Raw genomic sequence first — 18,669 nt, 5'->3', positions numbered from 1 at the left:
ATCTACAGTTTTTCCCCTGACAGTTATGTTCAGGATAAGAACAGCCTTGAGGGCGGTAACAGTTATTTTGCAATGTACAACCTAATTAGGTACGGAATGATGGAAGAAGAGTATGCCCCGTATTCTGAAGTCTATTTGGACCCCAGGGAGGAAGTCCCTCTGCCTCCATCGGCATACAATGCTCCGCTCTTGAAGTCGTCACGAACGGTTATGATCCCTCCGTCCACATCGGCAGCTGAGCTGGGGTACAGCTATGAAGACTACTTAAACATGATCAAGACAGCGCTTTCAGATTACGGATCTCTTGCTGTCTCTTTCTCAGTTCCCTACAGTTTCAACTACTATTCAAAGGGAATATATTCTCCAGTAGAAGGAGATTATAGTACGGGCGGACATGCAGTTACTCTAGTTGGATGGGCAAGTGCCACAGATCTCGACGATGTTATTCTAGCTGGCAAGACAAATCCAGATGCAACTCCTATTCTGGAAGAAGAGATTGAAAGCTATACATATGTCGATCCAACACAGGCGGCCTCGCCGGTTTTCACAACCACCACGTTCTGGATAATAAAGAACTCCTGGGCCTACGACTGGGGAGACGGTGGTTACTTCGTGATTCCGGCTATCAGTGAAGAACAATATGAAAGTGGGCAGCTGGGCTTCTGGGAAATTGAAAAAAGAGAGATGTACCTGCCAATATTCGATGATCTCGCTCATCACGAAGGTGACGATCTTGACGTCAATAGCGATGGCGTTGTTGATACGAAGGATTTCGAATATCTAGTTGAAAAGATCGGTTCTACGGAAGCAGACGACATAACCGCTTGCGACATTTCCTTCCCCAAGGACGGGAAGATCAACGGCGAAGACGCTGCTGCCTGGGTATTCTTGTTTAACAATAGGTAAGACTGTTTTGAAATCGGTTTAGAAGAACCCCTTATGGGGTTCTTCTTTTATGATAATCAGAGGCTGTGGTCTTTCTGGCATAATTGTTGTGGAGGTGACAGCTTTGCAGGAAGAAATAGTACTGGACATAATGATAGAGATTCCGAAAGGGAGCAGGAACAAGTACGAATACGACAAGAAGTTTCAAAGAATAAGATTCGACAGGACGCTGTTTTCTGCGGTCCATTATCCAATGGATTATGGCTTCATCCTCAATACGCTTGCCGAGGATGAGGACCCGCTCGATGCGATGGTTTTGCTGTGGGAGCCAACCTTTCCTGGCTGTCTAATAGAAGCGAAGCCCATAGGCGCATTCAAGATGTGGGACGAGAAGGGACCCGATGAAAAGGTCCTTTGTGTTCCGATTCATGATCCGGTCTGGAATTACATTGAGACTCTCGATGATGTTCCGCCTCATCTGCTGAAAGAGATAGAGCATTTCTTCTCCGTATACAAGGATCTCGAAAAGAAGAAAACGGGTATCGAGGGCTGGGTAAGAAGAGAAGAAACGTTGGAAATAATCGCTGCATCGAGGGTAAGATATCTTGAAGAAACTCATGATTCTTAAGATACTCGACAGGACGAAATCCCCAAAAGCGTTTATTATTGATTTAGATCCAAGAAAGGGGAAGTACTATGTATGATTACGTGATTTGGGATTTCGGAGGTACACTTTTCAATACTTATCCAGCTGCAGCAAAGGTATTTCAGGAAGTTCTCGAGAAGTATGATGTCGAAGCCTCAATAGATGAAATCCTTGAAAAGCTCAAGGAGTCGACGTCGAAAGCTGCAAGCTATTTTGTGAATAAATACAAGCTGAAAAATGGCTTCCTTGAGGATTTCTACCGCATAGAGAATCTTCTGCAACCCGAGAGACAGCCGCCATTTGATAACGCAAAGGAGATTTGTGTGAAGATCAACAGGAACGGCGGCAGCAATTTCCTTTTCAGTCATAGAAGCAACTACTCCATGACCAAACTTCTCAATTACTACAATATGCTCGATCTCTTCTCCGAAATCGTATCTGCGGATAGCGGCTTTGCGAGAAAGCCTGATCCTCAAGCAATAATGTACATAATTGACAAATACGGCCTTGAGAGAGAGAGAGTCTTGACGATAGGTGACAGAGAGATCGATATAGAGGCTGGAAAGAGAGCGGGAATAGCGACGTGCCTTTTCAATCCAGATAAGGATTTCGTAAAGACCAGCGCGGACTTCGTCTTAACCTCTTTAAGCCAGGTTCCTTCTGTCCTCCAGGTTTGCAACAGATTCAGCGGCTGTGAAGGCGATGATTGAAAATCTAATATGGGATTTCGACGGGTCGTTATTTAACACCTATCCCGCCATGGTAAGACTATTCAAGCAGTCTCTGGCAATTCACGGATACGGTGCTTCTGAAGATGAGATACTCTCGCTGATGAAAGAAACGCTGGGAAAGGCCGTAGATTTTTATCTAGATCGTGGAGTTGATTACGCTTTCTACAAAGACTTCCAAAGAATGGAGGAAGAATTGGATCCAGTCGAACAGCCTCCATTCAGTGGTGCCCGTGAGGTATGCTCGAGAATTAAGAGAGATGGTGGAGTGAATCTAATAATTACTCATCGAGCTAGAAGGACAGCCTTCAAACTGCTAGATTACTTCGAGATGACCTCCTTGTTCAGTGAAATTGTCACAAAAGAAAGCGGATTCAAAAGAAAGCCCGATCCAGAAGCTTTCATAAGCACGATTAGAAGACACAGATTAAAACCGGAATCAACCCTCTCCATTGGCGACAGAGATCTCGATGTGATGGCCGCAAGGGATGCGGGAACAAAAACCTGCTTCTTTTCGCAAGATGGGTCGAAACCTTCGATAGACGTCGACTATATAGTCGACGATCTGCTGCAGCTGGGGCGGATTATTCAAGAAGATTAATAACGGAACCGTGACGAAAACTAAAAAAGTGCATGCGTCCTCGATAACGCATGCACTCATTCAGCCTAGACAAAACCCTACTGGAGAAAGACCTTATCTTCATCCGCCTCAGAAGGATCTTTGAAATAAAACCCGAGACCATTTTCAACAATGTCCGCATGTTTCGGAGCCGAGACTTTGAAGCCGCGATCTGGATTCTTCTTCGTCCACTGAGACAAAATCTCCTGTATGACAGAAGAATGCTGCCCAACTCTTCTGTCCATAGAGAATCCGTTTTCGTCATATGGAACGAAAAGCAGTCCCTTTTCGCCGGCCTTCAGTACAAACGGGTCTATTCCGTCTATGATCAGCTCAGGAGTTTTCGCTGCCGTAATCTGATCTAAGTGCACACCAGGAGATTCCAGTAAGAAGGGGTATGCGTCTGACCAATCTCCGATCTCTCTATGAGAAAGACCCCTGTAACCAGCCGGTGAAGATTCCACATGGTTTTCGAATTTCTCCCTTCCCTTTACATAGAACGCAGCTCCTATCGCGTAGGGCATTGACTTCTCGGGAGCAACTATACAGTTTGTTACTGGATACATTGCCTCTGCCTCATGAAGATCGATAACCACGTCAATTCCTTCATTACGGATCATCTCCATTGCTGCAAAGGAAACCTTTTCCGCAAGGTAGCCATCGGGTCTTCCCGGCCAAGATCTGTTTGTGTTTCTTGCATCGATATAGGACAACAACTGGCCGTCTGGATAGTGAACATATACATCTGGATCGGGCCACTGGTCGAGTGCCTGGAAGCCTCGATCGCCCATTCTGAATTTCTTTTCGCCCCAGGGAGTATCCACGAAGTAATAGAGTGGGAAACCGCCACCGGGCTGCGGCCCCAGAGAACCGCTTCGGTTGAAATGGGGGATTACGTAAATTGTTCCCTTTTCGACTTCCAGATTCTCTATGAAGAAATAGGCGAGTAAGGCAGCAGAGGGTTCATTTGCATGGGTCCCCGCGATTATCAGCGTCTTTCCACCCTCTTCTGCTCCTTTAAGCTCAAAGACGTCGGTATCGGCAATGGTTCCTTTGATTCCGTCGAAATACTTGCTTAGCTTGAACACGTCTGTCACGCTCGGCCCGGCGACTACTTCTTCCTTGTAACTCCTCTGTATGTACAAAGGAATTCCGCCCGCCAAGACAATAAGTGCCAGAACAACCAGTATCAATAGTTTTCTCATCATAATATCCCTCCTACCTCATTCTAAGCAATCTGAGAATGAGGGGCAAGAGAGCCAGTGCATATAAGATTTCGCTGTTTATATCCTTCGTCTTTATGAAGTTCCAGATAAGCATGCCTACCACATAGGCTGTCATCACATAATACAGAAACATTATCAAAGTCATGACGACACCTCCTCCTCAACCTACCATCATCAGGAAGTTGAATTTATTTGCAAAGATAACCAGTATCATTGCAACGACAGTTATGGCTATCCAGGGCACCACGCATTCTTTCAAGAATGAGCCATATGAGCCTTTGTAACCTACTGTGCTAACCGTCAAGCGCCCAATAAGCGCAGTCGGGGGCAATCCATCCCCAAGAGGCCACAGTAAACTCAGTCCTGCCAAAACGATTACCGGGTTGATCCCGTTCGAGTTCAACATCCATATAAGAGGTATGCCAATTACCATAGCACCACCATACGTCAGGAGACCTTCCGATATTGGTATTATGAAAGGAAGGAGAATCCAGACGATCGCGAGAGGGGCAGTCACAATCCACATGGAAATCAAGCCTTTGACACCGTTAAAACTCATCACCTGTATCAGCATACCGACGACAGCGGTAGTCGCTATGAGCGGCGTCAACTGAGCGACCGTTTCTCTGCTGACGTTCAATATATTGACTCTCTTGAAGTTCATAAGCCATGCTACCAAAGCACAGATAGCAAATACCAGAGGCAATCCGAGGACCGGGAAATCAAATGGCCAGATTCTAGGAGCTCCAAGCAGGAAGATCAAGACAAGGAAAGGTACTCCAACACTCCATCCGGAGAGTCCTTTTGGATCGGGAATCTCTTTGAGAGCCTTTTCTTTGTCGATATTTCCTGCCCCGCGCCCAAAAAACAGCACGGTGAAAAGCCCAAGAATTAGGACCGGTATGAGAAGAGGCATCGTAAATCCAACGTAAGGAATGGCCGTTCCGGCACAGGTCATCATCGCCCAGATGTTAACTGGCGGAGCAGCGGCACTCAAACCCGCGACAATGAAAATCAACGCCGAGATTCTCACCTTCGAAAGTCCCATTGCGTTGAGAGCGGCCGCAACCGTTCCTCCAACAACCAAGACCGAGATGCTTCCGGCACCTGTTAGGGCTCCTGGAACAAGAATCACAAGCATGAGAAGTATCAGCATCAGTATTCTCTTGTTGTGGAAGGCACCTATTATCTTTCTTACTATGTAATTCGTTCCACCCGATTCCTTGATGATGTTCATAAATATCGTTGCAAACACGAAAATTAGTCCAATGTCGAGGTAGGTTACCGATCCTTCGGCAATATGTCTGAAAGTATCAAATCCCGCTCCCCCGGCAATGGCACCACCGATTACTGCGACAAACATACATAGTTCGGTTGAAAATTTCAGAAACTTCCCGACGGCATAGGCTCCAACCATAACTATTCCTGCTATGATCGTTTGCATGTATATTGCATCAGCTGACAATCTGATTACCCCCTTTAATTGGAGCCGGCGCGGTAGATAAAACTATTGCGCCGGCCACCAAGAAACTACAAGCCAAATACCTGTGTAAAAGTATCGAGAAGATCAAATGCAGAATCGATCTCTACTATCGGAACGTTTCTGGCTTGCGCCGCCTTCGTGAACTTCCCATCGCCATTTGAATCCTTTGTAACTATGAATACGTCAGCATGGGGAACGACGGTGTCGATAATAACTTCGATCGGACTTCCTGGAAGACCTCTTTGAATCTCTCCTCCAATAGCAACTGCAATAATCTTTATTTTGTTTGCCTTCGCATATTCTATAAGGTCCTTGAGTCTGTCAACTTCAGTTTCAACAGAGAGACCGGAAGCACCCATGCCTTTAAGGCTGGCGCCAAGAACGAGTAACAGAGACTGGAACTTAGTACCTTCAGGATCGGGAGAAAGCGTCGTAACGTGCTTTCCTATTGCTGACTTGGCTCCACCGAGTCCAACTCCAGCAGCAAGTTCATCCTTGGAAAGAACGTCACAGTAATCATACTTTAGGCCGACTTCATCGGCAACATAGTTGACTGTTTCAACCTCTGCGCTCTGACCTGCAGAAGTTATTACGACAGGCAAACCGAGTTTTACCTCGGGTTCGGCAAACGCAAAAACACTGACAAGAGAAACTACAATCAGAACTAACAAAAATCTTCTCATGTTAGTAACCTCCTCATTCGAAATCTTCAACACTATATATGAATCAAGAATCGTCTACAAGGTTTGAAATACAAGAAAGAGCAAAACCCGCCCCACTTTGGGGGCGGGTAAGTCGATTACTTAGCTTTGTAGCCGTCTTCGCCGAAAATATGGCCTTCGTCGTATCCTACTGCATCAAGCCACCAGTCGGGGTATCCAGCAGACGAACCAACGTTCGGAATGTTTATGTATCCGTCTCTGTACTTCGTAATAAGATATTCGTTGAAATCCCACACTTCTGCCATCACTCTGTCAGTCACGTCAGCAACGTAATCTGTAAGGAATTCCTTACACAGTTCTGGATCTGTCTCATAAAGCTGTGCAGCAGCTGCCTCGATAGCTGGCTGTACTGCAAAGAGCTTTCCTTCGATCTTCTTCTGCAGTTCCTGAATCTCCGGGTACATGTAGCTCCACTTCAACTCTGCCCAGTTACCCATGAAGTTGAATGCCCATGATGCGACATCGTAGTCGAATTCCTGAAGGCTACCACTGTCATAAGCATATGGAACGTCCGTTATTCCACAGTACATGGGCACTAGAATTGTCTCGTGAGGAGCAGCCGCGCCCCACCATACTACGCCGCCGACAGGATCCGGAAGCCAATCTCTGACCTGAGACACAAATACGTATTCACATCTGAAGATAGAAAGAGCTCTTTCCCAGCTCCCCTTTATTAGTTTGCTTGAACCTGCATAGCGATTGGGATTGCCAAAAGGTCCTGCGGCAAGTCCTTCAGTCAAATCGAACTCTGTTCCCTGGTAATGATCCCTGAAGAGGTCGATAACATCGGCCACAGACAGTTTCTTGTCAGGCACGATAGAGAATGGGTAGTCTTTTGTAAAACTGTCTTCTACCCAGGGAGAAAGTCCAAGAGATGGGGAGACTCTGTCGAGAACTCTCCATGTTCTTCTAAGACTGTAGTAAGGCATGGAGTACTCGCCTGTGCTTACAGTTGCCATCCAGTCGATAGGACCTGTGCTGGGATCGTACCAGCCGGCTTCTGTTGCAACATCGATAAGATTCGGTGAGAACATATTGTCAGGGCTTTCAGGATCGAGTTCTCTTATCCTGAACATGTTTGATTCCACGAAGACTTCTCCATCTGGAACCTTCTTTGCCGCCCAAAGTGCGCTCTTCTTGTCAGGCGTTGCACAGATTTCGAAGACCCATGCTTCATTAGGGTCTGTTACTGTGAGTGTTTCTCCCCAACCGTAGTAACCGTACTCAACGGCAAGTGCGCCCATCAGTTCAACGGCTTCTCTTGCGGTTGTACATCTCTCCATAGCAACTCTGGAAAGAGCGGCTACGTCAAATATGCATTCTCCGGCCTTTGGCTGAGCATAGACCTTTGCGGAACAAGTACATTCGCCAATGGCAAGCTGGTGCTCGTTGATCACACCATAGACTGCATCAAAGTAGCCATATGTGTGCTCGACCTGATCGATGTAACCCAGAGGCTCAGTAGCCGGAAGGTCCGGATCGTTGTAGGTCGGACCCATATCCGCACCGACATAACGTGGATATGGCTCAACGAATGGATAAACTGCTCTCTTTGCTCCCGCTTCATAGTCTGCGGGTGGAACATAGACGTACCTGAAATCACAGAGGCCGCAGTCAGCTGAATGACTCGTCATTACCGAACCGTCAACAGACGCACCCTTAGTTACGATGATCGTGGTACATGCAAAGCCGATGCTAACTATTGCTGCAGCCACAATCAGGACCAACAGGATCTTACGCAATTGAAACCCCTCCCAACTTGATTTTATTGGGGATTAACCCCAGTTTAAGGTCGCTAGACCTTATCTATTTTCCTAACGTAATCAACCAGATGTCTTTTTTACCCTTGTTGCTTTCCAGGTCTCCGTCAGATGACGTTGAACAACCACATAAAATGTACTTTTCACCGTAATTGACACCCGAAAGAATGAAATCGTCAGCCGAGCCACCTACCGACAACGATTCGACAAGCTCACCGTTTTCATTAACAACGATTATCCACCCATCTGTCATCCCGAGCGGATCTTCAATGTCAATATCCTGCGAAGTTGTATGACCGGCAACTAGAAGATCACTAGCTCCAAACGGTTTTACTACACGGGCTATATCCGTGAAGGTTCCACCGTAATTCTCTGACCACAATTCCTGCCCCTTTTCACCTATCGCGACTACATAGAAGTCCTTTCCGCCAAGACCGGTCGAAAACATAGAGATTCCAGCATCCTGTTCACCGACTATGACTATTGTTTCTCCAGAGGCAAGCACGTCGTAGCCATCCTCAAGATACATGCCTCCAAAAGCGTAATAAGAAGAAATACCCTCAGCATGAATAATGGCAAGAGCCGCCTGTTCATTCACGTAGTTGCAGCTGATCCCTACATCCTTATATGCGGTGTATCCCGTAATCAAAATATCTCCCATTTCATTTACGAAAAGCTTTCTTGCAAGATCTTCGTTGTTGTTCCCTCCATCCATAACCCATTGCTTCAATACCTGACCGGATGGTAAAATCTCAACTATCCAGAAATCTTCGCCCCATACGTGTCCTTCGATGTCCCCGTCGGGAGACCTGGTGTAGCCGGCGACCAGAATATTCCCCGAAGGGCTTTCCACTACGTCATAAGCATGATCCTGGCTGCTTCCCCCGAAGGTTTTCTCCCAAAGGAGTTCTCCGGTGGGCGAGAGCTTAACGACCCAAAAATCGCCAAGCTTATCACTTTCAGAAACATCTCCATCTGACGACTCTGTCAGTCCCACAACCACTATTTCTCCGTCTGATGTTTCGAGAACTGCTTCAGCAATGTCACGCCCGCTTCCTCCATATGTCTTTGACCAGATTATGCGTAGCCTTTCATCTAGCTTAAGAATCAGGAAATCCTCTTCTCCTTTAGAACTTCCAAGCTCTCCAGAAAACGAAGTTGTATACCCTACCAGTAGTAATTTTCCGTCGCTCAACACTACTAGATCATTGGCCACATCGTCACCTTCGCTCCCAAAAGTAACTGAGTCTTCCAAATGAATCTGAGATAGTGCGAATGTGCCAATCAAAATCATCGTAATCAAGAGAACTCTCTTCATATTTCCTCCAATCAATCGCAGCATCTGCCGCCCCCAAAGTCCCTTTCGAAAATCGAAACGAGGTCTACAACCACGGGTAACTCAACAACTATAGGAGTCTCTTCTTCCAAGAAAGACAGATACTCTCCAACTGGCCTTTCAGCTACAATCAGAACATCTAGATACTGCACCAATCTTTGAGCAAATTCCTGCTTCAGCGGATCATCTCCCGATCCTTCAACATCTATATCGATTACCATCACTAATCCATTTGAAGACTTCACTGAGGAAGCAAGCTCTTCAATTCTCTCTATGTCTGCTCTCGACTCTGGCAAAGAACTCCCGGCAATTATCACAAGTGTGCGGTAAGGTGTCCCTGAAACATAAAATGGATGGAAAGATTCTCCTGAAAGCTCTTCTTCAATCCTGAATCCGGCGCCTTCACACAGATCTTCGATACTTGCACCCGGTGAATAATCACGTGCAACTTGAAGACTATCACAGAAATAGTTTATGTTTTGAAGCTCTATGCTCTCACCCCAAACTGTAAAAAGCACTGGATCTTCAATTACGGGGAGCGGTTCGATAGACAGCGAGCAAAGAACTGAACTCGCAATAAGAATCAAAAAGATCGTAGCAATTTTCAAAAGTGACATCCCCAAGCAATAAACTCTGTAGATACTAAAAAAATCAACATAAGTAAGGTTCGAGAACTTTCTATATTCATTATAGCAAAGGGTCCCGAGAATATGCCTCCTTCCTTCAATCGATACACAAGTGTTAAATAGGAGGAAAAAGCTCCAGTTAGCTTCGGAAAGACTCAAACCCTTTCAGGGATTCGAAAATCAATCCAGGAAGAGTAGGTTTTATCTTTCGAATATGCAACGCATTGAGAATTAGCTGATTTGAGCACACTTGCACTCACTGGATGTTTTTCGCGGATCACTCCATCTATAGCTTTAAAAAAGGGCGGAATAATATCCGCCCTTACAAATAAACGATCAGTATCTATCTTGCAGTTGTATCTCCATAACCAACAGCTTCGAGCCACCACGTCGGATAACCCACAGTCTTACCATCAACATACCCATCGTTCAGGGTGTAAATTAGCTCATCGGCCAGCTTCCACCATCTATCGACAACTCTGTTTGCTAGCCCGTTGCTGTAATTAGTAATGAAATCGATAGCCGCTTCGGGATTCTCTGCATAGAGATCCAGCGCAACCTTTTCGATCAGCGGCTGATTTGCGAGGAACTCAGTCTCAAACTTCGTGTATTCCTCTTTGATTATCTCTATTGCGACATTATATCTCAGATCGGCTAGGTTTGACACGTGGTTGAATGCCCACCAAGCAGAGCTTCTGTCGAAGAAATCCCTTGCTCCTTGACTGAACGACTCGGGAACACTGGTCGCACCTGCGTAGAATGGAATATAAACTGTCGAGTGAGGTGCATCCTCTCCGAACCACACAACTCCACCGATCGCATCTGGCATCCAGTTTCTTGCCTGCCCAACTATGACATATGAGCATCTGAACATAGATATAGCTCTTTCCCAACCGTCATAGTTTATGCCTTCTGGTCTTGCACTGGCAGGAGTAGCATACCTATTAGGATTACCAAAAGGACCTGCGGCAAGGCCAACAGTGAGATCGAATTCGGTTCCTTCATAGTGGTCACGCTTAATCATCATAAGATCCTGCGCAGACACTTTCTTATCTGGTTTGACAGACAACGGATATCTTTCTGCCCATGGATCGAGCTCAAGAGACGGGGCAAGAAGGTCCAGAACCCTCCATTCACGTCTCGTGTTATAAAAGGCATTCTTTGGCCCGTAAGCTGCATAGAAAAGGAATGGTTCCTGTCCGTCCCACAGCTCGAGTTCCTGTGCCGTTGAGTATACATTGGGTGATGCCATGAAATAATCTGTGTTCTCAAGATCGATTTCGCCAATCCTAGATCTATTTGCATGGACAAGGACGTGGTCATCGGGAATTCTCTGCGCAACCCATACTGCTCCGGGTTCTTCGCTTCCAGGAGACCAGAAAGGACCAGGACCACAGATCTCAAACAACCAGGCTTCGTCTCCATCAATTACTGTAAGCCCCTCGCCGCCGTCACCATAACCATATTTCTCAGCAAGTTCACCCATTATCTGAATGACTTCTCTGGCTGTCTTTCCTCTCTGCAGACCCAGCACCTGGAGCTGCTCGATTGTCATCCAACCCTGGGAGTTCATAAGCACTCTTTGTCCACTCCAGGTTGTTTCTCCGATAATTACCTGATGTTCGTTCATAAACGGGTAGCCGGTGTGGAAGTAGGTGTAAGTTTCGGGAACCTGTGGAATCTCTCCAACATACTGAACCGTTCTACCTGGAATACCCGCCTGGCACAAACCCTTGTAGATACTAACCGTCTCGCCTTCTTCATGTACTCCACCGGGAATCACCTGTAACCTGGCGTCGTAACTGCCGTCGCAAGTATGTGTCACCATAGTAGAACCGTCGACAGATGCGTCTTTTCCGACAAGTATCGAAGTACATGCCATTGCTGTTACTCCATAACCGACAATGAGGACTAGCATAACAATAAGTGCACGTCTCATTTCTTTCACTCCCCTTTCAAAGTAATGGACCGGCATCGACCGGCCCAAAGTCAATTACTTAGTCGATCTTAGTTAACAAGACCTCTGAAAGATCATACCAGAGTTCTTCTGCTTCTCTCATCTTTCTCGCCGTATAGGATGAGAGGAGTCTAAGAACAAGCTCGGGATTATCTTCGTAAAGGGTCATTGCCATTTCATCAAGATCCTTCTGTTCTTCGAACATCTCCGTTTGGAAAGGTACTCTTACTTCCTCTATCAAAGGCATAAGAGCCCCAAGCCTCTGATTAGAGATCTTATCGACAAGATCAAAGGCCCAATAAGAGCAGCTCCTGTCAAGCTCATCCCTGTTTAAGGTCACCCAAGACTCTGGGAGCGTATTGGGAAGAGTCCCTACATAAACGGGAATCCAAGCTCCCTTTCTCGGGTTGTCAAGTCCGAACCAGAGAAGTCCGCCTATCTTGTCGGGCATCCACTCCCTTGCCTGCGAAACAAAATAGTACGAACAACCGTTCTTTGCTATTGTTCTTGTGTAAGGAATGCCAAGAAGATTTCTCATAGGAGTGTTGGGCTCAGAACTTGCCAGCGGACTCTTAACCATCTCGTCTCCACTTTCATAGTACCATGCCTCGTTATCGCCCATGTCGTAAGGTGTACCTTCGGAAACGTCCCTATAAAGCTCAATTATGTCATACACGGATACCTTCTCGTCCGGCTTAACTGAGAATGGATATTCCCATGTGTTGTCCAACGACCAGTTCCCCGAAGGATTGAGAACAGAGAAGACTCTCCAGAGTCTGTCGCTCTTCTTCCCCTCAATGTCTCCAAATATGTACTTCCAGACAAAGGGTTCTCCACTGGCCGGATCATACAGGCCAAGATCCGTTGCCACCTGAACATAGTCTTCACTGATCATGAAGTCCCCTGCAGATACGTTCGGGGGCCTGTTTGTCTCAAGATCGATCTCACCAATCATGCTGTAATTCACGACGGTAGTAATATGATCATCGGGCACGCGCTGGGCAGCCCAAACAGCGCCAGGTCCCATACCTGGTTCCCATAGGGGACCGGTCCCGTAAACTTCGAAAACCCAAACTTCGTTCGGATCGGAAATTGTAATGCATTCGCCTAACCAGCACGATTCTCGGTAACCATACTCTTCTGCAAGAGCGCCTATAAGTTTTATAGCGTCTCTGGCGTTAGTTGTTCTCTGTAGAGCGAAGATCTCCAGCTGTTCGATTGTCATTATCGCCTTATCGCTGTTGGCAGTCTCTCTGGCTCCACCAAGTGTCGTCTCTCCTATTATCAGCTGGTGTTCATTTGCCATAGGATAAGCAACGTTGAAGTACTGGTAGGTATGTGCTACCTGTGGAATCTCTCCAAGCTTCACCAGATCCATTCGATCGGCGTAGACTATCCACTCGTAAACTGGGGCCATAGCCCCCTCTTCATGATCCATAGCCGGTACGACAACCAGTCTGGAGTCATAACGACCATCACATGTATGAGATGTAATAACTGAACCATCTAAGGTGGCTTGTTTTGCCGCTAAGATATCCGTACATGCTACAGCACTCACATAAAACAGTGAGACTATCAGTATTGCAGTCAATAACAGTTTCTTCACCCTTACTCCCCTCCTTTGTGATCATCAATCACAAATGTTCTTGGTTACTCGTAATAAATGTCCTGTGTTCTAGCTTTTGAAGGATCATGGAAATAATAGCCTGTTCCATTGCTTACTACCTCGTCATACCGTGGAACTCCTTCGATCACAACCTCCTTTCCAGGATTGAAATCACCCCATAGTTCAATAACCATAAGAGTTGAAGAACAGTGTCTGCCAACCCTTACGTCGATCGGCCAACCATTTTCGTCAATCTTCTCGTAGAGCAAACCGAACTTACCTGCTGTCATAACGAATTCATCCTTACCCGTTAAGAGAAGAGCCTCATCGGTGATTCCCCTGACTCTGTCAAGAAAAGGTTCCGGCGTTTCAAACAACAGAGATATGGCGTCGGAATGGTCACCGACCTCTCTGTGAGAAAGTCCGTGCAGGCTAGGGGGTGAGAACTCCATACCAATTCTGAATTCAGTTGAGGTAAGTATCATTGAAGCCAGTCCGGCAATATCGGCCGCCTTTTGATGGGCAACTATAGTGCTTATAACAGGGTACTCCAGCTCGGCTTCGTGTAAATCGATAAATATGTCCACATTCTCTTCTCTTATCAAATTCATAAAGGCATAGTTTGTCTGTTCGGTGATCATCCCATTTTCTCTCCCGGGCCACGTTCTGTTGAAATTACGAATATCCATATAAGCCAGGAGTTGACCACTAGGATAGTGAACATATGCTTCGGGATCCGGCCATGAGTCAAGCGGATTGGACCATCGATCTCCCATCCTGAACTTGCTTTCTCCCCATGGAGTCTCTATTGTGTAGTACATAGGATATGCATCCCCAGGTCTGGTAACCCTTGAAGCGCTCTGATTGGCTGTAATAACAACTATGAGTCTTCCCTTGGTAAGTTTCGCGTTTTCGACGAAGATCTTGGCAGCCAGATTCGTTGCGGGTTCTTCGGGATGCGACCTGCCTATCAACATAGCCGTCCCACCCGGTACACCGCTGTCAATTATGTAGATGTTCGTATCGTTTATCGTTCCTTTCAACGGAGCGAAGTAGTCACCTAACGTTTTGACTTCAGTGACTCCCGATCCAACAACGACGGGTTCCTTGAAATTCCTGTGATTGTAGAACTCTACACCGGAGATAATTAGGGCAATTCCAACTAAAACACATGATACTATTTTGACTATCGCCAGATTTCTGTCAGTCATCGCAGCACCCCCTACTTGATTCTCAAAAGTCGCAGGATGAACGGCATGAGCATGACAGAAAACAGGATTGCTTCTTGGAAATTCTTCGTCTTCACCAAGCTTCTAGCTATAACAAAGATGATAAAAGCCGTTATCAAGTAGTAGCAGACACTGATTATCGTGTACAAAATAGCCATCAAAAACACTTCCTTTCACTCATGACATCACCCGCCAACTAAAAAGGAGAGTTCATTACTGAAAATCAGGAACAAAGTAGCAATTAGAAGAATGAACCCCATCGGTATGAGCGAAGTCTTCAAGAAATCCCTGTAATAATGGCCTTTGAACTTCAATTCCATCACTGTCGCTCTTCCAACAACCGCCGTGGGAGGAAGTATATCTCCCACAGGCCACATAACAGCCATTGCAGAGAGTGCTATTATGGCATCCATTCCCTTCATGTTGAAAAGAAGAATTAGGGGCACTCCTAGAAGCGGTGCAACCGCATATTGGAGTAATCCCTCTGACACTGGAAGAATTAGCCACAGCGCTGCAAATAAAACCCACATGGGCAACGTTACTACCGCAAGAGAGATCAATCCCCTTGCGCCGCTCAAAGCCATAATCTGAATCAGGATACCTACAACGATCATGATGCCTACAAGAGGGATCAATGTATTGATGGTATCCGATGCGATTCTAAGGATCTCTAGCTTCTTTGGGCTAAGTATAATTGCAAATATTGATGCGACAACAAACATGAACGGAAGTCCCAGAGTGGGGATTGAGTGAGGCCAAATCCTTCCGGCCATTATCAGGAAAATGAGAACGACAAATGGCATTCCTACCCTTATCCAGTTCATCTTAGCAGGTGGTTCAGGAAGCTCTTTCAGAGCTTCATCGAGCTCTACTTTCTTACCCTTTCCCCCAAGGAAGAACATTGCAAATAGAGAACCGGCTAGCGACAATACCAGCAGTGGAATGAAGAAACCCACGTAAGGCATGTTAGATCCGGCCGCAGCCATCATTGCCCAGAGGTTTACTGGCGGTGCAGCGGCACTCATCGCAGCGCAAACAAAGATTATCGCCGCCACCCGCTTCTCAGATATTCCCATATAGGTGAGGACCGTTCCCACCAGTGTACCAACCGTGAGAACTGTGGTGGCACCCGATCCAGTAAGGGCCCCAGGAATCAACAACAGCAAAGTAAGAAAGAAGAGACACAGTACTCTGCTCTTGTGAAAGGCCTTGACAATACCTCTTACAAGAAAAGCGACTCCACCGGACTCTTTAATCAGGTTCATGAAAAACGTTGCGGTAATAAAGATCAGACAGACATCAAGATAAGTGAAGGAGCCTTCCACAAGATGACGTACCGGAATCGCTCCACCCGAGTGGACAATAGCGGCTGCAAGCGCGGCAACAAGCATCGACAGTTCGACACTTAGCTTAAGTGCCTTTGCAACTCCAAACGATACTGCTATAACGAAAAGTATCAGACCAGCATGGAAGTACACCAGGACACTCCCCCTTTAGAATCGACCTAAAGGTCGACAGATAAGAAGATCATTGTTATGCTCTACTCTTGGAACAGTTTTTTGAGAGCCGGCCCGATTTCCAAGGATTCTTTCACCTTTACAAGAGGAATTCCAGTCTCATTCGAAAAGTTTGTGAAGAATCCATCTGAATCGCTGTCTTCTATTACGAGAATCAAATCAGACTTAGGCATCACTGTGCTGATGGACTTCTCATCTGTTGCATCTACCCTTCGTGCCATGCCCTCGATGTGAGCCCCAATTATTGTCATACCAAGCTCCTTGGCTTTGGCAATCAGTCCTTCGACACGCTTCACTTCGAAATTCATGTCAATACCGGCAGCCCCCATTCCCTTCAAACTGGTTCCGGTAGTTATGACCAGTGTCTTGGGTGGGTTTTCTCCTTCAACCAATTGGACCAATTTCTCAACGGTAAGTAGGTCTTCCTGAACACAGGCAATTTGATTTCTGACACAGACCAGTCTGAACATCAAAGCACCCGGACTCTGACCCAGAGTAGTGACAACCATTGGAGGCTGGACAACAGGCATCTCAATCTCTTCCGAGAAGAGCATGGTGCAAGGAACAGCTAGAATGAGCAGTAAAAGAAATCCCAAAGCTATCTTTCTCATAAAACACCCTCCCTTATTAACCAATAAGCTGGCTTATAGACCAATTTACAATTGTCTACAATGAATAATGCTGATGATAACTTAGTTCAAATGCTTCTCTTGCAGGCTGCCGAAGGAAATAAGATACAAACTATTAAATAAGTACGTAATCCTTATTGTTTACAAACTCATTTTACCATCTACTATGTTTCTGACAAACTATTGTCTGCCGACATGGTACCCGATAAGATCCAACTATTGGCAATTATCAACTCATAGTTAATTGAGATGCGATTGATTGAGTGCCCCTATTTATCAATTAATTCTTTGCTTTCATTTCCTTTCGATTCAGTTAACTACAATCGGTTTTATCAAGTCTTCTTCTCCACATTCTTTGTCTATGCGTGTTACGATGGAGACTGCAAATCTCTCTTGGCAGGCATTTGATGAAGAGATGGAAGGCCTAAGAAGGTTATGAATATATGTCCCTGAAGCCAAACGGGTAGAAGGACCTCAGAAACACCAAAAGATACTACGACTCTAACGAGAAATATGTTGAGGTCAGGTTTTGAAAAAGAAGAACGAACTTGGACAACTCAAGCTTACATGATTACCTAAGGGCACATGTGTTCATATTCACGTTCTGGACTATTATTAGGCCTGTTGAGTACATTATCATGAACAGAAGGAAATAGAGGCCGAGTGGGATCAAAACTCTTAGAAAACGGTTCGACGTTCTTCCGTTTAGTTTTACGATAAGGGTGTTCACTGCGAGTAAGATTACTACAACAACTATATACTCCATACCAAAAAGAAAGAACGGCAAGTCGTTGATCTGATTTACGCTGAAGTAAGCTTGGCCAACGTTTTCCCAGAACGGCCAAGGAGTGAAGATAACGTGACTAACAAGATATATCGCCCACGTGCCTAGGACAACGGGAAGACTCTTTGAAGTCTTCAGGTAGTACTTCGAAAAGAGGTACGCTCCCATTACTAACCCTGAAAGATGCACTATATCATACACCACTTGAAGCAAGTACACGTGGTCGGAGAGGTTTAGCGTCGAGAGAGCCGCAACGAAAGAAATTCCCATGGTAGCCATCGCTCCCTGTTTAGCCCACTCAAGGTCAAAAAGCAAACCCAGCCAACCGATCAAGAAGACGAGATAACAAAGATATATCAAGTTGTGAAGATTGTTCGTAGACAAGTAAGTGATCTCATTATCTGGGGAGCGCGAATATTCCATGTCGGTAATGTCAAGATCGAAGTGCTGACTAGGACCGTTGTAGCCACAGTCGCGCCACTCGTACAGCCATCCATCCCAGGTGAGGTAGAAGAACAGGATTAAGATCCACAATACCATGAAGAAGACTCCCAGCCTTCTCTCGAATAAATCTTTGTTAAGCCTCATATAAGTCTCCCATCGCGATACTGAAGATAATCCCGATTTTATCATGCTACTATCCATATTAGCTTTTGCTCTGGGGGTGATGTTTTTGTCTCTCGACTGGATAGATGTGGACAATTTAAATATTAGACCCCTGCTTCTTCTTGAAAAGCACAACGCTAGTCATCTTGCAAGAGAGTTCAAAGGGCGCCGTTAGACTGCCATTTGCAGCTACTAAGCGCGAAGCCTCCATTGACTTTGCTGATGAACCCATAGATCCTTAAAGAATATCTGAAGAAGAAAGTACATGATAGAGAAGTCAGGAATCTCTTCATTTTCGACGGCCTAATCA

18 protein-coding genes are annotated in these 18,669 nt (G+C 45.9%); 4 read left to right on the top strand and 14 right to left on the bottom strand.

The window, feature by feature from the left end; genetic code table 11:
• The 4 genes from BG32_RS09455 to BG32_RS09440 all read left to right on the top strand — a co-directional run.
• Nucleotides 1-906, top strand: a 906-nt coding sequence (locus BG32_RS09455) for a C1 family peptidase (protein ID WP_310793885.1), incomplete at its 5' end; no start/stop codon positions are given.
• A gap of 49 nt (nucleotides 907-955) precedes the next feature.
• Complete coding sequence (locus BG32_RS09450) at nucleotides 956-1,513, top strand: inorganic diphosphatase (protein ID WP_259459651.1); 558 nt, start codon at nucleotides 956-958, stop codon at nucleotides 1,511-1,513.
• Nucleotides 1,514-1,581: 68 nt separating this feature from the next.
• Entirely contained in the window at nucleotides 1,582-2,241 is a 660-nt protein-coding gene (locus BG32_RS09445) for an HAD-IA family hydrolase (protein ID WP_006488082.1), read from the top strand.
• On the top strand, nucleotides 2,234-2,860 hold the full coding sequence (locus tag BG32_RS09440) for an HAD hydrolase-like protein (protein WP_014731415.1): 627 nt from the start codon (nucleotides 2,234-2,236) through the stop codon (nucleotides 2,858-2,860). The genes BG32_RS09445 and BG32_RS09440 overlap by 8 nt, the downstream gene beginning before the upstream one ends.
• Before the next feature lie 77 nt (nucleotides 2,861-2,937).
• Here BG32_RS09440 and BG32_RS09435 read toward each other — a convergent pair whose 3' ends face one another.
• From BG32_RS09435 to BG32_RS09380, 14 genes are all read right to left on the bottom strand, one after another.
• The gene (locus BG32_RS09435) at nucleotides 2,938-4,086 is read right to left on the bottom strand and encodes a succinylglutamate desuccinylase (protein ID WP_099771181.1); all 1,149 of its coding nucleotides are present in this window, start codon (nucleotides 4,084-4,086) and stop codon (nucleotides 2,938-2,940) included.
• 10 nt (nucleotides 4,087-4,096) lie between these two features.
• A complete protein-coding gene (locus BG32_RS15600; protein WP_006488088.1) occupies nucleotides 4,097-4,249 on the bottom strand; it encodes a hypothetical protein in 153 nt (50 codons plus the stop codon).
• Nucleotides 4,250-4,264: 15 nt separating this feature from the next.
• A complete protein-coding gene (locus BG32_RS09430; RefSeq protein ID WP_121526738.1) occupies nucleotides 4,265-5,569 on the bottom strand; it encodes a C4-dicarboxylate ABC transporter in 1,305 nt (434 codons plus the stop codon).
• A 65-nt stretch (nucleotides 5,570-5,634) separates the two neighbouring features.
• A complete protein-coding gene (locus tag BG32_RS09425; RefSeq protein ID WP_006488092.1) occupies nucleotides 5,635-6,270 on the bottom strand; it encodes a DUF6305 family protein in 636 nt (211 codons plus the stop codon).
• A gap of 116 nt (nucleotides 6,271-6,386) precedes the next feature.
• Nucleotides 6,387-8,051: a dipeptidase gene (locus BG32_RS09420; RefSeq protein WP_121510347.1), complete on the bottom strand. Its 1,665-nt coding sequence runs from the start codon at nucleotides 8,049-8,051 to the stop codon at nucleotides 6,387-6,389.
• A 64-nt stretch (nucleotides 8,052-8,115) separates the two neighbouring features.
• Entirely contained in the window at nucleotides 8,116-9,387 is a 1,272-nt protein-coding gene (locus BG32_RS09415; RefSeq protein ID WP_259459650.1) for a hypothetical protein, read from the bottom strand.
• A gap of 11 nt (nucleotides 9,388-9,398) precedes the next feature.
• Nucleotides 9,399-10,022 (bottom strand): DUF6305 family protein, encoded by a 624-nt coding sequence (locus tag BG32_RS09410; protein WP_259459652.1) that lies wholly within the window; start codon nucleotides 10,020-10,022, stop codon nucleotides 9,399-9,401.
• A gap of 352 nt (nucleotides 10,023-10,374) precedes the next feature.
• The gene (locus tag BG32_RS09405) at nucleotides 10,375-11,970 is read right to left on the bottom strand and encodes a dipeptidase (protein ID WP_183084316.1); all 1,596 of its coding nucleotides are present in this window, start codon (nucleotides 11,968-11,970) and stop codon (nucleotides 10,375-10,377) included.
• Between the two features lie 58 nt (nucleotides 11,971-12,028).
• Nucleotides 12,029-13,594 carry a dipeptidase gene (locus tag BG32_RS09400; RefSeq protein ID WP_121526735.1) on the bottom strand — a complete coding sequence of 522 codons (1,566 nt, stop codon included), beginning with the start codon at nucleotides 13,592-13,594 and terminating at the stop codon, nucleotides 12,029-12,031.
• A gap of 44 nt (nucleotides 13,595-13,638) precedes the next feature.
• Nucleotides 13,639-14,805 (bottom strand): succinylglutamate desuccinylase/aspartoacylase family protein, encoded by a 1,167-nt coding sequence (locus tag BG32_RS09395; protein WP_006488106.1) that lies wholly within the window; start codon nucleotides 14,803-14,805, stop codon nucleotides 13,639-13,641.
• 11 nt (nucleotides 14,806-14,816) lie between these two features.
• Nucleotides 14,817-14,981 (bottom strand): hypothetical protein, encoded by a 165-nt coding sequence (locus BG32_RS15595; RefSeq protein ID WP_014731404.1) that lies wholly within the window; start codon nucleotides 14,979-14,981, stop codon nucleotides 14,817-14,819.
• A gap of 27 nt (nucleotides 14,982-15,008) precedes the next feature.
• Complete coding sequence (locus tag BG32_RS09390; RefSeq protein ID WP_006488109.1) at nucleotides 15,009-16,301, bottom strand: hypothetical protein; 1,293 nt, start codon at nucleotides 16,299-16,301, stop codon at nucleotides 15,009-15,011.
• Between the two features lie 62 nt (nucleotides 16,302-16,363).
• Complete coding sequence (locus BG32_RS09385; RefSeq protein ID WP_006488110.1) at nucleotides 16,364-16,951, bottom strand: DUF6305 family protein; 588 nt, start codon at nucleotides 16,949-16,951, stop codon at nucleotides 16,364-16,366.
• Between the two features lie 589 nt (nucleotides 16,952-17,540).
• On the bottom strand, nucleotides 17,541-18,341 hold the full coding sequence (locus BG32_RS09380; protein ID WP_121526734.1) for a hypothetical protein: 801 nt from the start codon (nucleotides 18,339-18,341) through the stop codon (nucleotides 17,541-17,543).
• Nucleotides 18,342-18,669 lie beyond the last annotated feature (328 nt).

The organism is Mesotoga sp. HF07.pep.5.2.highcov (assembly GCF_003666285.1).
In the GTDB taxonomy this organism is placed as follows: Bacteria; Thermotogota; Thermotogae; order Petrotogales; family Kosmotogaceae; genus Mesotoga; species Mesotoga prima.
The sequence above is the reverse complement of the archived record's forward strand: the minus strand, read 5'-3'. Positions and strand labels throughout refer to the sequence as shown.